This window comes from Oceanimonas sp. AH20CE76 (assembly GCF_039654065.1).
Classification (GTDB): Bacteria; Pseudomonadota; Gammaproteobacteria; order Enterobacterales; family Aeromonadaceae; genus Oceanimonas; species Oceanimonas smirnovii.
In genome coordinates this window covers 1,989,917-2,004,977 of the sequence record NZ_CP155481.1, presented here as the reverse complement: position 1 = coordinate 2,004,977, position 15,061 = coordinate 1,989,917, and the positions used below count along the sequence as shown (strand labels likewise).

The window sequence follows — 15,061 nt, the reverse complement described above, 5'->3', positions numbered from 1 at the left end:
CACTATGCCGGCCAAATATGACGGTTTTATTACAATGTGACACTGGTATGAATGCACGGCCTGAAAGATAGGGTATGGTGCTCGGTCGCTATTTTATGCTGTTTTTTAAGTATTTGTTTTATTTGGTTTTTATTCGGCTTGTGTGCGAATGAATCCATTTGAGGACACATTGTCGCTATTATCTTCCGTCAGTCTGTTTCGCAGCCATTTGGCTATTTCTTGAAATATTTGGTTTGAACTTCAATAGTCTTAAGCACCTGATGCAAATGGTGTTGAACCTGCGTATCAGTATCAACCCCCATGGATAACCGTGTTTACTACTGGAGAAGAAATATGAACAAGCATCATTTTTCCCGCACTCTACTGGCTGTAGTAATGAGTTCCACCATGGTGGCAGGGAACGCCCTGGCCGAAGAATCGCTGGCTACCAAAATGGAAGAGACGGCAGAGCAGACTCAGCAAAAAGCCGAGCAGGCCGCTACCAAGGCCGGCACTTACATGAATGACAGTGTGATCACCGGCAAGGTGAAGTCGGCATTGCTGAATGATGAAGGTGTATCCAGCGTGGATATTTCCGTGGAAACCGAAAAAGGCAAGGTAACTCTCAGTGGCTTTGTGCCGGCTCAGGAGCAGGCCGGGCGAGCAGTCGAAGTGGCTAAAAACATCAAGGGTGTTGAATCCGTTGAGGATCAATTGCATGTAAAAGAAGCAGCAGCCGAAGACAATGACTCTCTGGCTGGTCTGGCCGGCGATGCGTTAATTACCGGTAAGGTGAAAGCGGTGCTGCTGGCCGATGACATGGTGGCCGGTACCGATGTCAGCGTGGAAACCGATAACGGCGTGGTGCATCTCAGCGGTGAAGTGGAAAACCGGGAGCAGGCCGAACAGGCCGCCTTGCTGACCAGCAATGTAGAAGGGGTAACCACGGTGAAAAACGATATTCAGATCGCCAATTAAATCACCGGGCAGGTGGCCACCTGTTTAACGGGTGGCCGCAGCCTGACGTCAATGCTGGAGGAGACACTATGTTCAGCTGGGGAATTACCTTTCTGATTATTGCCATTATTGCCGCTCTGCTTGGGTTTACCGGCGTGGCAGGGGCTGCCGCAGGTGCCGCCAAGCTGGTCTTTGTGGTGGGCATTGTTTTGTTTATTATCAGTTTATTTACCGGTCGCAGGGGCCCTTGAGTCAGATCTGATATCCAGTATGAACCCTGCTATTAGTCCCACAGGTACCGAAAGCGCCGGCAGCTTACCATCAGTCTGCCGGTTTTTTGTGTCTGTTGCACTGTCATGAAAACACCGAGCGGCTGTCACGCTGAATGTGATATAACATAACTATCTAGAAGTTAGCTGGAATCACTCTATTGGATAATATCGAACATCTGTTTTTGCTGGCCGGCGTATTGCTGTGTCTGAGTGTGCTCGCCACCCTGGTGTCCGCCCGCTCAGGTATTCCCATTCTGCTTATTTTTCTGCTGATCGGCATGCTTGCCGGTGAAAGCGGCCCCGGCGGCATCAGGTTCGAGAGTTATTCTCTGTCCTATGCGGTAGGCAACCTGGCGCTGGCCATTATTTTGCTGGACGGGGGCATGCGCACCCGTATGGAGACCTTCAGGGTAGGGCTGAAGCCTGCCCTTAGTCTGGCGACATTAGGCGTGCTGATCACCAGCGGCATTACCGGTTTGATTGCGGTTTATATTCTTGATTTGAGCTGGCTGCATGGTTTGCTGCTCGGTGCCATAGTGGGATCAACCGATGCGGCTGCCGTATTTTCCCTGTTGGGCGGACGGGGTATGCAGCTGAACCAGCGGGTAGGGGCTTCTCTTGAGATAGAGTCGGGCACGAACGACCCCATGGCCATCTTCTTGACCCTGACGCTGATTGCCCTGATCACCGGGGAGATGGAGGGCACCGGCGAGGCTGTGCTGTTTTTGTTGAGTCAGTTTGGTATTGGCGCGCTGGCAGGACTGCTGGGAGGGCAGTTACTGGTATTGCTTATTCGCCGGATCAATCTGGCGTCGGGGCTTTATCCGCTGTTAGTGACCGGTTTTGGTCTTACTTTGTTCGCATTAACCGCCATGCTGCAGGGCAGCGGGTTTCTGGCGGTATATCTGGCCGGACTGGTACTGGGAAATTCCCGGCTGCGTAATCTCGAATCTATTTTGCCGGTGTTTGACGGCTTGGCCTGGCTCAGCCAGATTGGCCTGTTTCTGGTGCTGGGCCTGCTTATTTCGCCGGCCGATATGTGGGTCATGGCCCTGCCAGCCAGCCTGATTGCGCTGGCAATGATCTTTATTGCCAGACCAGTGGCAGTAATGGCGTCCTTGCTGCCGTTCTTTCGCTTCAATATGCGCGAACTCTGCTTTATTTCCTGGGTAGGATTGCGGGGAGCTGTCCCTATAGTACTGGCTATCTTTCCCCTGATGGCGGGCATAGAAGAAGGCAGCATGTTATTTAATGTGGCTTTTTTTGTGGTCCTGATTTCCTTATTGGTACAGGGTTCAACCCTGCCTCCCATGGCGCGTTGGCTGCAAGTGGAAGTACCTTCTGAGCCGGCCCCCAAACGTCGCTCCATGCTGGGCATATTCAAGGAAGACGACTTTGAGGTGTTTCTCTATCAGGTAGAAAGCCAGTCGCTGGATGGCGTTGTCGTCCGTCAGCTGACCTTTCCGCCCCACTGCCGGGTAGCGGCTGTGTTCAGAGGTGAGCACCTGCTGCCCGCATCGGGTAGTACTCGCCTTGCCATTAATGACGTGCTTTGTGTGATTGGCCGCAGCACGCATCTGAAAACCCTGAATAACATGTTTGGGGGAGATATTGAGGTGGCCCGTGAAAAAGCCAGAGCCTTTTTTGGTGACTTTATTCTGGATGCGGACGCTCGAATGGGAGATGTGGTGCTGATCTATGGCGTGGATGTTGCTGACGATGAAAGCGACCTGCCTCTGGGTAGTTTTATGCTTAAGCACACCAGTGGTCATCCTGTTGTAGGGGATCACTTTGAGCGCTACGGCATGGTATGGACAGTGGCTGATGTTGACGGTGATCGCGTACTCAAGGCAGGTTTACGTGAATGTGAGCCGGGGTAAGCTTTATTGGCTGTCAGCTGTGTGCGATATGGTCACAGTGGCCGGCTCAGTACCACGAATTGCATTAAGGCTGCCAAGGTCTTCTACTCTGCTGTAGCCCAGTGCTTGCAGCGCTTCCATGGCCATACGCGAGCGTACCCCGTCAGCTCCATAAAGATTAATGGAGGTATTGCGGTCAGGGTATTGCTCACTGACACCCCGGGCGATGCGGGTAAACGGTATCAGTACGGCTCCGGGCAAGTGATCCTGCTGATATTCCTGTGCGCTGCGTACATCTATCCAGACGGGACCATTGTTTCGAACGGGTTCACCTCTCACCAGGGTGGATGCCATCAGCGGAGTGGTGATCATCATCAGTAAAACGGCAAGCCGGGTCATGTTGTGCGCCTTTGTTCATTCGTGTATTCGCTTTTAATTCTAAAGCAGTGATGACGTTATTCCGCTGAATAGCAGTGACGAACCGACAGAAGCCGGCACACAGAAACAAAAACGGAGCCATTCAGGCTCCGTTTGCAATTTTTTTGCCGGCGATGATCAGGACATCAGATAAGCCAGGATCTCAACAACCTGCTCAGGGTGGCGGCAGGTGGCTTTGGCTGCTTCGTCCACTTCCTTCAGCGGGTGATCGTTTTCGGCATCATGCAGGGTGATGATGGGCACACCGGAGGCCACGGCAAAGCCGGCATCAAAGGCGGCGTTCCATTGTTTGTATTTGGGCCCGAAACGCACCACAACCAGATCCGCTTCCTTGATGTGAGTGGAGGTGCGAATGCTGTTGATACCGGAGGCCTTGCGGTCACGCCAGAAGTTATCCTCTTCACTGCCCAGAATGTTTACACCTACCATGTCACTGGCGTCGTGGTCGGTGACGGCAGAGTTAAAGCGCACCTTCAGCCCTTTGGCGGCACAACCGTTAATGATTTGTTCGCGCCAGTCAGTATGAATTTCGCCAGACAGATAAACGTTCCAGATCTTGTCGCTCATATCGCTTCCCTTATTGTTCACAAAAGTAACTGAAATAAAGTACAGTTGTTACAGGTTACCCCATTTCAGCATCAAGATCAGCCCTTCAGCGCGAAGGCTGCAGCTTTAACAGGCGACCATCGCCGGCATCAGTCAGCACATAGATGCCACCATCGGCAGCCTGCGCCAGTGCCCGAATGCGAGCGTTCAGATCAGTTAATAAATGATGTTCACCGATAACCTTGTCATTGTTCAGTTCAAGGCGTATCAGCTTGCGCCCGGCCAGCGCCCCCACAAACAGGTTGTTGCGCCACTGTGAAAAGGCATTTCCGCGATAAAACAGCATGCCCGAGGGAGCGATGGAAGGCACCCATACCCAAAGCGGATCTGTCATACCGGCCTTGCGCCTGCCTTCCCCTATAACACCACCTCCATACTCTTCACCGAAGGTGACCACAGGCCAGCCATAGTTATGCCCTTTTTGAATGCGGTTCACTTCATCTCCGCCCTGAGGTCCGTGCTCGTGAGTCCAGAGCTCTCCGGTTTCAGGATGAATGGCGGCACCCTGTACGTTACGATGGCCCAGGCTCCATATCTCCGGCAAGGCATCTTGCCGGTCAACAAAAGGATTATCGGCAGGTATCCGGCCGTCATCGTGCAGGCGAATAATTTTGCCAAGGTGATTGTCAAGCGACTGAGCCTGATCCCGGCTGTGATAGCGATCTCCCGTGGTAATAAACAGATAACCCTGTTTATCAAAAGCCAGCCGTGAGCCAAAGTGGGCACCGCCGTGGGTTTTGGGCACCTGCTCAAAAATAATCTGTATATCACTTAGCTGCTGTTGGCTCAGTCTGGCTCTGGCCACAGCGGTACCGGCCCCGCCGGGGCCCGGCTGACTGAAACTCAAATATACCAGCCGGTTACCGGAAAAGCCGGGGTGCAGTGCCACATCCAGCAAGCCGCCCTGACCTCCGGCGGCAATGGCCGGTAATCCATTAATAACCTGGCGTTTACCGTCAGGCTGAAGGTGCAGTAATCGGCCGGCACGCTCGGTAATCAGCAAACTGCCGTCAGGCAGCTCTGCCAGTCCCCAGGGATGTTTCAGTCCGTCTGCCAGAGTGAGTGTCTGCCAGGTAGCCGCCAGCGGCAGTGATAACAGCATCAGCACCAGCAGAATAAATGGTCGCATGGGCAATGACTCCTGTATGGTATTTGTGGTTTTGTATCATTATGGGTCATGCTGAAGAGGCTCAGGAATCATTCCACAAGGATGTAAAATGATAATGAGAACAATGATTAACACCATGCTGGCAGTATTATTGCTGATGGCCGGGCAGGTCAGCGCCGGCACATTGGCTGAAGTGGTACGGCATGGTGATATTCGCTGTGGTGTATTCCCCGATGACCCGGGCCGCAGTGCCATTGATGAAAACGGTGTCTGGCGCGGCTTTTATGTCGATTTTTGCCGCGCCACAGCGGCGGCCTTATTTGGCGACGCTGAACGGGTACAGTTTGTGGAAGTGGATGCCACCAGCCGTTTTACCACACTGCAGCAAAAACACAGTGATGTGGTGATGTACAGCTCAACCTGGACCCTGGGGCGGGAAGATGCCTATCAGGTGGCCTTTCCGGCCATTTATCTGTTTGACGGCCAGGGGCTGCTGGTCCGTAAAGACTCAGGCATTGGCGGACTGGCGGATCTTGATAACAAAACGGTATGTGTTACCGAAAACACCACAACTTACCGTAATTTGCTGATGCTGCTTGAACGGAATCAAATTCATGCTCGTGTTCTGCCGTCCAATGGCGACAGCTTTTTCAGAGGGCATTGTGATGCCTACTCGGCAGACCGCATCAATCTGGCCATTAACCGTGCCCACAGGGCAGATAATCCGGATAACTATCTGATTTTGCCTGAACTCCTGTCTCGTGAACCCATCAGTCCCATGGTGCGCAATGATGATGCCCAGTGGCACAGGGTGATCCGTGCCGTTGTGCATGCGCTTATTCTGGCCGACGAAAAACACATCACGCAGGGGAATGTAGCGGAGGTAGCCAGGCAGAGCACCGACAGGGAAGTGCAGAATCTACTGGGTGTCAGTGGACATCTGGGCAAGCAGCTGGGGTTGCCAGCCGGCTGGGCACTACAGATGATTAAAAGTGTAGGAAACTACAGCGAAATCTATCAGCGTCATTTTGGTCCGGGCACTCCGGTGAATATACCTGCCGGACTGAATCAGCCCTGGTCCCGGGGTGGCCTGTTGTTTGCACCGCTGTTTCGCTGAGAGCAGGCATGAGTACCACAGCCACTTCTGGCAGCCTGGGTCGTAAACTGACCCTTATCATCATTCTGGTGTTTGGCCTCTATCTGCTGCTGGCTTCGTTTTTTGCTTACCTTGTCTACAGCCAGTATGTGGGACTGACCGGAGCCACAGGCCGTCATTTTGAGCGGGCCATGATTGCCGGCGAGCTGACCCGCGATGCAGAGACCATTGCCGGAGAAGTCTATGAACTCCTGGCAGGTAATGATATTTCTGTCAGTACTGTCAATAGTCGGGTAGCCAACCTGGCAGGTATTTATCAGGCTACCCGAAAGCGGCTGGAGCAACTCGGTGAGCTCAGTGACAGCGACAGGATGGCGCTGGATAAATGGCAAACACCGTTTTTCAGCAGTCTGGACAAACTGAATGAACGGCTGCGTGCCGAGCAGGAGCTGCAGGCGATTCAGCAGCAGCAGATGGATGAACTGTTTTTAATGCTGCGCCAGCTCACAGAGCTGGAAACAGTGGCCCGGGATCTGCCTTTGCCGGAACAGCACTTTATTGGCCATGCCCTGGCGGCGCTTGGCTACACTGCTGCCGTCTTCAGCGCCGAGCGGCCCGGCCATCTGATTAACCTTGAGCGTTTCAGCGATGCCCGGCTGCAGGTGCTTGCCGGGCTTGAGCTGACCCATGCGCCGGCAGTTGCGCTGCGTGCCCGCCTGCAGCAGCTGCTGCCGATGATATTTGAACAACGAAGGCCGCTGCTGCGTCATGCCCGGGCTACCCTTGCCACGGCCCGTGAAACCCGGGTGCTGGCGCAAAAGCTGACCAGTGCCACCTTCAGCTATCATCAACGGCTCAAAGCGTCTGCAGAGCAGGCGCTGCAACAGCAGCAACGCCTGATGGGCCGCTCCATGTCGGTACTGCTGGCCGCCCTGGTACTACTGGTGATCACCACGTTGATGGCATTGCTCTATATTCGCCGCTCCATTATTCAGCGTATCAACAGGCTCAGCCGGGCCATGCAGGCACACGGCAGGGGAGAGCCCGAGCCGATTCCAGTTAACGGAGATGATGAAATCAGCCGAATGGGTAAAACCTTTGCATTTTTTGTGGATGCCAGACAACGGGCTGAGCAACAGCTGGCACTGGCCAACAAGGAGTTGCAGAGCATGAACGCTGCTCTGCAGCGGCTGAGTGAGATCGATGATCTGACCCGGATTGCCAACCGCCGATGTTTTGACCGGCACCTTGAAGCGGAATGGCGGCGGGCTGTGCGTGAGCAGCGTTCTCTGGGGCTCATTATGGGCGATATTGATTACTTCAAGCGCTTTAATGATGAATATGGTCACCAGCAGGGCGATGAGTGTCTGCACCTTGTGGCGCAGGCGCTGGCCGGCCAGCTGCACCGGCAAGGAGACATGGTCGCCCGCTACGGCGGTGAGGAATTTATTGTTCTGCTGCCGGAGCAGGATCTGTGGCAAACCCGTCATGTGGCCGAGCGCCTGCTCAATGCGGTGCGTGAACTCAATATTGAACATATTCGCTCAGAGCAAAAGAGAGTGACGCTCAGCCTGGGCGTGGTCGCTTTTGTACCCGAGCAGTATGACCGTATAGAAGACATGGTGGCCAAGGCCGACAAGGCACTGTATGCGGCCAAGGAGCAGGGGCGCAACCGGCTTTGTGTGGCACCCCCGGAATGTGAGGCTGGCCGCAGCCAGCCCGGATAAGAGATCAGGCTGTCTGCTGTTGCAGGCGTTGACGCTGATGCCAGGCCAGCAGGCTGACCAGCACCAGCTGCGCCATAATGGCGGCAGCCAGAATCAGTGGGCTGGCGATAAAACCAGCAAGCACAAAACCGCTCAGGGCAATACTGCCATTCAGCAGGGCATAGGGAAGCTGAGTGCGGAAGTGTTCAAACTGATCACAGCCAGAGCCGGTAGAAGACAATATGGTGGTTTCCGAGATGGGTGAACAGTGATCGCCAAACAGACCACCGGACAGCACGGCACCAATACATGCATAAAGCGGTGCATCAATGGCGATGGCGGTGGGGATCACCAGTGGCAGCATAATGGCAAAAGTGCCCCAGGATGAGCCGGTGGCAAAGGAGATGATTCCGGACAGCAAAAAGGCCACGGCCGGCACCAGCCAGGCAGGAAAACCGGCCTGAGCCTGTTCGGCAATATAAGCGGCCGCGCCCAGCTCCTTGCCCACACTGCTCAGGGTCCAGGCCAGGATCAGTACAATGGCCACCTGCATCATGTTACTCATGCCTCTGAGATAAATGGCAATACCGTCGCTGACCCGGCGCACACCATAAATGGCCATCAGGCTGATAAGGGTAACGGCAGCAGAGAAGTAAGCAGTGGACAGAGCGGCACGAAACACGGAGCCGGAGATTTTTTCAAAAGGAAATCCCAGTGGGCCGAGCATGGCTGCCAGCACTGCGCCCATGACCAGCAGCGGGGCCCACACAAAGCTGGCGCGGGCATTATCGTGAGTAAAGGGCGTCAGCTCCTGCTGAGGCCCGGTGGCAATCTCACCGCGCTCCGCAGCCCGTTCTGCCTCGGCCATGGGGCCAAAGTCCAGCCTTTTAAAGGCAATCAGCGGCACCATGGTGACTGCCAGCACGGCGTAAAACTGAAAGGGAATGGCGGAAATAAAGGCCTGCCAGTCGCTCAGATCCAGTTCAAGGGCGGTAAATTCCTTTTGCAGCAACCCCATGATGTAGACACCCCAGCCGATAAAGGGCACCAGAATAGCCACCGGTGAGGCGGTAGAGTCGATAATAAAGGCCAGTTTCTGGCGGGACAGCGCCAGCTTGTCAAACAGCGGGCGAAAGACAGGGCCGACGATCAGTGGTGTGCCCAGATCGGAAAAGAAGATAACAATGCCACCCAGCCAGGCCGAGATTTGCGCCCGGCACTTATTGCTGACCCAGTGAGTCACCCGGCGGGCAAAAGCCTGACCACCACCGGACTGCTCCATCAGTGCTACAAAGCCACCAATAAACACCAGCAGAACCAGTACACCTGCGTTGTAGCTGTCGGTCAGCTGACCCACCAGATGGTCTTTAACCAGAATGCCGAAACTGTCCAGCGGGTGCAGCCAGTCGTTCAGCATGACAACACCGCTTAACACACCGGCAAACAGGCCAATCACCACGTTGCGTGTGGTCAGTGAAAGCAGCAGAGTAAGAAAAATGGGGATCAGCGAACTGATATCGGGGCTTGCCATAAGCAGGATTTCCTTTACCGCCAAGGCCTGAGCCTTGAGAAACAAAGCGCAGAACTTTAACCAAGCTGGTCAGCGCCCGCAAGATGAAAGGAGCTTATTAATGGATTTTTTGCGTTTAAAACTGCTTCAGTTGAATTTTTATAACCATAATGGCGGTGTTGGCTGGATATTTATGCTTTAAAGTCAGGGCGAGATGCTCGCCCTGCAGGCTGTGCTCAGCCGAAGTAGGAGCAGCAGTAATCTACCAGGCTGTACACCTTGAGGTTAAAACTGGCGTTGGCAGGCACGTCAAAGGACTGACCGCCTTCAACGCGCTGCCAGCTGTCGCTGCCGGGCAACTGCACATCCAGACTGCCCGCAGTAATTTCCATCAGTTCGGCGGCCTCTGTGCCAAAGGTATATTCACCGGGCAGCATAATACCCAGAGTTTTTTGGCTGCCGTCGGCAAACTTCACTACCCGGCTGGTGACCTTGCCGTCGTGATAGACATTGGCCTGCTTGATAACAGTAACATTGTCGAACTGAGTGTCGGTGTGAGACATGATACTTCCTGTAAGTGAATAGCAAAGAGGACTGGTTATAGCACAGGCCCGGGTTTTGGAAAATGATCCCTGAAAATTGAAAGAAACGGGCAGCCGTCAGGTCTGTTGCTTCGATTCAGACTTCTCATTTGGCTGATGCCAAGGTAACGTTAATCATTAATGTGATCAGGGACACGTTCATGCATACATTGTCGGATATTGTGACGAAAACCCCCTTGCTGACCGGTACGGATCCGGAGCAAAAGCGGGAAGAAATACGCCGTTATTTTCATCAGACCTTTTGCCTTTATGAGGCACTGTTTGATTGCATTACCACAGAAGATGCCTACTATTCGCGGCCTGAGCCGCTGCGCCATCCGCTGATTTTCTATTTTGGCCATACCGCTGTTTTTTTTATCAACAAGCTGGTACTGGGCAAATATCTGCCTGAACGCCTGGATGAGCGACTTGAGTCCATGTTTGCTATTGGCGTGGATGAAATGTCCTGGGATGATCTCAACGACGCCCATTACGACTGGCCCAGCCTGGATCATACCCGGGCTTATCGTCAACGGGTTCGGGAAACCGTGGATGCCTTTATCAGTGATATGCCGCTGACGTTGCCCATTACTCCTGACAGTCCGGCCTGGATTGTGCTGATGGGTACAGAGCACGAACGCATTCATCTGGAAACCTCATCGGTAATCATGCGTATGTTGCCGCTGTCTCAGCTGCAACCACATCCGCTGTGGGTGGCCTGCCGTGAATATGGCCCGGCTCCGCAAAACAGTCTGCTGCCAGTAGCAGGCGATACCATCACGCTGGGTAAGCCGGCCAGCGCCGCCACCTATGGCTGGGACAACGAATACGGCAGCAAAACGGTGGAAGTAGAGGCTTTTCGTGTCTCCCGGTATCTGGTGTCCAATGGTGAATACCTGGCGTTTGTGCAGGACGGCGGCTATCAGCGGCCCGAGCTCTGGACTGAAGAAGGCCGGCAATGGCTGAATTATACGCAAGCTGCCATGCCTCGCTTCTGGCTGCAGCGCCATGGCGAGTATTGGCAGCGTAATTTACTGGAAGAAATTCCGCTGCCACTGAACTGGCCGGCAGAGGTCAATTATCTGGAAGCCAAAGCGTTCTGTAACTGGAAAGCAGCGCAAACCGGTACTCACATTCGGCTGCCCACTGAAGCCGAATGGACAGTACTGAGAAACCGTATTGATACCGACCAGCCCCATTGGGAGCAGGCCCCGGGCAATATCAATCTGGAGCACTTTGCTTCTTCCTGTCCGGTAAACCGCTTTGAGCATGACGGTATTTATGACATTACCGGCAACATCTGGCAGTGGACCGAAACCCCCATCGATGGTTTTCCCGGCTTTGAGGTGCATCCGCTCTATGATGATTTCTCTACGCCTACCTTTGATAACCGGCATAACCTGTTCAAGGGTGGCTCCTGGATTTCTACCGGCAATGAAGCCACCCGTTACTCCCGCTATGCATTTCGCCGGCACTTTTTTCAGCATGCCGGCTTTCGCTATCTTGAATCCGACAACCCGGAGGTTCCTGTGGAGCCAGTAAACACGTATGAAACCGATGAGCTGGTCGCTCAGTATCTGGAATTCCACTACGGTGACAGCTACTTTGGTGTGCCCAACTATCCGCTGGCGTGCGTTAATGCGCTGCTGGAAAGGCTGCCTGAGCTGAACCGGGGCAAAGCCCTGGATCTGGGCTGCTCGGTAGGGCGGGCCACCTTTGAACTGGCCCGGCACTTTAAGCAAGTGGATGGTATCGACTTTTCTGCCCGCTTTATTCAGCATGGTTTTCAGCTTAAGGAAAGTGGCCAGACCCGTTTTGCTGTTCCGACCGAAGGCGAGCTGGTGGAGTTCAAGGAAGCCAGCCTGGCCGACATGGGTTACGCCGGGGTGGCGGAACGTATCGAGTTTGTGCAGGGCGATGCCCATAATCTCAAACCGCGCTTCAGCGGTTACGATCTTATCTTCTGCGGTAACCTGATTGACCGCCTCTATGATCCGGCCGGCTTCCTGGCGGCCATTCATCAGCGTCTGAATCAGGGCGGTTATCTGGTGCTTACCTCACCCTACACCTGGCTTGAGGAATACACTCCTAAAGAAAAATGGCTGGGCGGTATCAAGGTTAACGGTGAAAACTACAGTACTCTGGATGGTCTGAAAGCCACCCTGAATGACCGTTTTGAACTGGTGGGCCAGCAGGACATTCCCTTTGTTATTCGGGAAACCCGGCGCAAGCATCAGCATACGGTAGCCGAGATGACTCTCTGGCGGCTTAAGTAACTCACAGAGCCCGGCAGGTGCCGGGCTTTTTTTTACCCGGCTGAATATACCGCCTTGTCGTTTTCAGAATGAGTGTGTTACCTAATAAAAAAGCCGGTCTTGTGACCGGCTTTTTTCACTGCGGATTGTCATCCTTACCCGAAGGCTTACCCTTTCAATTGTTGGCGTTAGCCTGACGCAATTGAGCGTTATCGCTTTCGGTTTGCTCTTTGGCAGAGCCCTGGTTCATCTGGCGCTCAATTTCTTCACGCTCGCGGGCTTCGTCCTGCAGAGATTTCCTGGGCAGCAGCATGTTCAGAGTAAAGGCAACGGTGGCTGCAACAATAACAGGCGAGCCAATCAGCATGCGGGCAGTGTCACCCAGCTGGGCAATGGCTTCCGGCACAGCGTTAATCCCCATGGCCAGCGCCACCGACAGGGCCACAATGGTAATGTTGCGGGAAGACAGTTCGTCTTTCACCAGCAGCTGAATACCGGTCATGGTGATCATGCCAAATACGATAATGGTGGCACCACCCAGCACAGGATAGGGGATAGTGGTCATCACAGCACCGAACTTGGGCAGCAGACCGGCAATCACCAGAAACACAGCGGCAATGCCCAGCACATAGCGGCTGATCACCTTGGTCATGGCCACAATGCCTACGTTCTGGCTGAACGACGCGGTAGGCAGGGCACCAAAGATGGAGCCAACCAGAGTACAGAGGCCGTTACCCAGCAGGCCGCCGGACAGCTCTTTGTCTTTCAGCTCACGGTTCATGCCGCCCACAGTAGTGGCAGACAGGTCACCAATAGTCTGTACCGAGTTCACGATACAAATCACTACCATGGAAATCACCGCAGAGGCGTGAAACTCAATGCCCATGGAGAAAGGCGTGGGCACAATCACCCAGGGCGCTTCGTGCAGGCTGGTAAAGTCGACCATGCCAAACGCAAAGGACATCACATAACCCACGACAATACCCACAATAATGGCGGCCAGACGCAGATAGCCTTTACCGAACTGGGAACACAGCAGCACCACAGCCAGGGTAGTCAGACCAACCAGCCAGTTCATGCCGCTGCCAAAGCCGTCTGCGCTGGTGTTACCGCTGCCGGCCATGTATTTAATGGCAATATCATACAGGGACAGACCAATGACAAGCACAACAGTACCGGCCACAACAGGCGGGAACAGGTGGCGAATCTGCTTGATAAACAGGCCCACAACAATCATGGCAATACCGCCGGCAATCTGGGCACCCAGAATACCGGGAATGCCATAAACAGAACCAACAGCAATCAGGCTGGGCACATAGGCAAAACCTACGCCGAAGATGGTGGGCACACCGGCACCAAACCGTCCGACAGGATATAACTGAAGCAGGGTGGAAATGCCCGAAAATAACAGAGCGAGCTGCACCAGCATCATGGTTTCTTGGCCATTGGCCCCGGCGACACCAGCAACGATAAGCGGCGGCGTCACTGCGCCCATGATCATTGCCAGAATGTGCTGGAAGGAGAGCGGCAGTGCTTTACCGAAAGACGGCTTGCCGTAGTAATCGAATACCGATTTGCTTTGGCTGTGTTTCATTGCAATAAGTCCCTGAGGGTTGCTCAAGTTAAGTTGTTGTTAACTGCCGGCCTTGTTATCTGTCTGGTATGGCGGGCAGAACCACATCGCAGTGTTTTGGGCACTCTGTGAGGCTCAAAAATAACCAGTTTCAGGGTGGATTGACCCTGTGGTTAATCACAGGGATCAATGTATACATTTTTGTAAACACTAAATCAATTTTTTGTGCATATTTGATGCTTGATATGTGTGTTTGGTCGCGATTTATTGTACTGCAAAAGGTGGTTGAGGCCTTAGTAAATTCTGCGTTTTATGCCTGTTTTCTCCAGAATCTTCACTGAAATCTCTTCTACCGAGTGAAAGGTAGTGTCGATAAAAGGAATGGCTTCCATACGAAACAGACGTTCGACCTGATCCAGTTCGTAACGACATTGTTCAATGTCGGCATAACGGCTGTCGGCGCGCCGGCGCTGACGGATCTCCTGCAGACGACCGGCATCGATGGTAAGACCAAACAATTTATGGCGGTTGGCCTTGAGTGCCGCAGGCAGATTCATCCGGCTCATATCCTGATCAATAAAGGGGTAATTAGCCACACGAATGCCGAACTGCAGGGCCAGGTAGAGACTGGTAGGGGTTTTGCCGCAGCGGGAAACGCCTACCAGTATAATATCGGCTTCGTCATACTCTTTGGTGGTCACGCCGTCGTCGTTGTCCAGCGCATAGTTCACCGCATCAATGCGCAGATCATAAGTGTGTTTGTTACTGATGCTGTGAGCCTTGTGTGCCCGGGGCTCGGCTTTTACACCCAGTTGCTGTTCAATGGGAGCGACAAAGGTATTGAGAAAGTCGTAACACATGGCCTCGCTGTCAGTAATGATGTTACGCAGCACATCATCAATAATGGTATGAAACACCAGAGGGCGCTTGCCGCTTTGGTGAAAACTCGCGTTGATGCGATGACGTATCGCCCGTGCCTTGTCTTCATCCTCCACAAAAGGAATGGTGATTTGCTCAAAAGGCAGGGGAAACTGGCTCAGTACCGCATGACCGAATACTTCGGCTGTGATCGCCGTCCCATCAGAAACATAAAAAACCGTGTGCACAGGGCCTCCAGATCT

Annotated in this window: 13 protein-coding genes; 6 read left to right on the top strand and 7 right to left on the bottom strand. The window is 53.7% G+C overall.

What is annotated here, in order from left to right; genetic code table 11:
* Positions 1 to 333 precede the first annotated feature (333 nt).
* The 3 genes from osmY to N2M06_RS09700 all read left to right on the top strand — a co-directional run bounded on the left by osmY (position 334) and on the right by N2M06_RS09700 (position 3,088).
* Entirely contained in the window at positions 334 to 957 is a 624-nt protein-coding gene (osmY, locus tag N2M06_RS09710; protein WP_346350656.1) for a molecular chaperone OsmY, read from the top strand.
* A 68-nt stretch (positions 958 to 1,025) separates the two neighbouring features.
* A complete protein-coding gene (locus tag N2M06_RS09705; protein ID WP_019934894.1) occupies positions 1,026 to 1,187 on the top strand; it encodes a DUF1328 family protein in 162 nt (53 codons plus the stop codon).
* 179 nt (positions 1,188 to 1,366) lie between these two features.
* Entirely contained in the window at positions 1,367 to 3,088 is a 1,722-nt protein-coding gene (locus N2M06_RS09700) for a potassium/proton antiporter (protein WP_346350655.1), read from the top strand.
* Positions 3,089 to 3,091: 3 nt separating this feature from the next.
* On the opposite strand, the gene N2M06_RS09695 is transcribed toward N2M06_RS09700, so the two are convergent.
* From N2M06_RS09695 to N2M06_RS09685, 3 genes are all read right to left on the bottom strand, one after another.
* Complete coding sequence (locus N2M06_RS09695; protein WP_346350654.1) at positions 3,092 to 3,466, bottom strand: rhodanese-like domain-containing protein; 375 nt, start codon at positions 3,464 to 3,466, stop codon at positions 3,092 to 3,094.
* A 156-nt stretch (positions 3,467 to 3,622) separates the two neighbouring features.
* Positions 3,623 to 4,072: a YtoQ family protein gene (locus tag N2M06_RS09690; RefSeq protein WP_019934891.1), complete on the bottom strand. Its 450-nt coding sequence runs from the start codon at positions 4,070 to 4,072 to the stop codon at positions 3,623 to 3,625.
* An 85-nt stretch (positions 4,073 to 4,157) separates the two neighbouring features.
* Complete coding sequence (locus N2M06_RS09685; RefSeq protein WP_346350653.1) at positions 4,158 to 5,240, bottom strand: PQQ-dependent sugar dehydrogenase; 1,083 nt, start codon at positions 5,238 to 5,240, stop codon at positions 4,158 to 4,160.
* Between the two features lie 88 nt (positions 5,241 to 5,328).
* Between N2M06_RS09685 and N2M06_RS09680 the strand changes: the two genes are divergently transcribed.
* Both N2M06_RS09680 and N2M06_RS09675 read left to right on the top strand, forming a co-directional pair.
* Complete coding sequence (locus N2M06_RS09680; protein WP_346350652.1) at positions 5,329 to 6,336, top strand: amino acid ABC transporter substrate-binding protein; 1,008 nt, start codon at positions 5,329 to 5,331, stop codon at positions 6,334 to 6,336.
* An 8-nt stretch (positions 6,337 to 6,344) separates the two neighbouring features.
* Positions 6,345 to 8,042, top strand: coding sequence for a diguanylate cyclase (locus N2M06_RS09675; protein WP_346350651.1), 1,698 nt, complete (start codon positions 6,345 to 6,347; stop codon positions 8,040 to 8,042).
* Positions 8,043 to 8,046: 4 nt separating this feature from the next.
* Here the strand turns inward: N2M06_RS09675 and N2M06_RS09670 are convergent, their stop codons facing one another.
* Both N2M06_RS09670 and N2M06_RS09665 read right to left on the bottom strand, forming a co-directional pair.
* The gene (locus N2M06_RS09670; protein ID WP_346350650.1) at positions 8,047 to 9,552 is read right to left on the bottom strand and encodes a Na+/H+ antiporter NhaC family protein; all 1,506 of its coding nucleotides are present in this window, start codon (positions 9,550 to 9,552) and stop codon (positions 8,047 to 8,049) included.
* Between the two features lie 215 nt (positions 9,553 to 9,767).
* The gene (locus N2M06_RS09665; RefSeq protein WP_317075065.1) at positions 9,768 to 10,094 is read right to left on the bottom strand and encodes a pyrimidine/purine nucleoside phosphorylase; all 327 of its coding nucleotides are present in this window, start codon (positions 10,092 to 10,094) and stop codon (positions 9,768 to 9,770) included.
* Between the two features lie 179 nt (positions 10,095 to 10,273).
* Between N2M06_RS09665 and ovoA the strand changes: the two genes are divergently transcribed.
* On the top strand, positions 10,274 to 12,388 hold the full coding sequence (ovoA, locus tag N2M06_RS09660; protein WP_346350649.1) for a 5-histidylcysteine sulfoxide synthase: 2,115 nt from the start codon (positions 10,274 to 10,276) through the stop codon (positions 12,386 to 12,388).
* 154 nt (positions 12,389 to 12,542) lie between these two features.
* Here ovoA and N2M06_RS09655 read toward each other — a convergent pair whose 3' ends face one another.
* Positions 12,543 to 13,961, bottom strand: a complete 1,419-nt coding sequence (locus tag N2M06_RS09655) for a nucleobase:cation symporter-2 family protein (RefSeq protein WP_317075063.1) — start codon at positions 13,959 to 13,961, stop codon at positions 12,543 to 12,545.
* Positions 13,962 to 14,233: 272 nt separating this feature from the next.
* On the bottom strand, positions 14,234 to 15,046 hold the full coding sequence (locus N2M06_RS09650; RefSeq protein ID WP_019934884.1) for a pyruvate, water dikinase regulatory protein: 813 nt from the start codon (positions 15,044 to 15,046) through the stop codon (positions 14,234 to 14,236).
* Positions 15,047 to 15,061 lie beyond the last annotated feature (15 nt).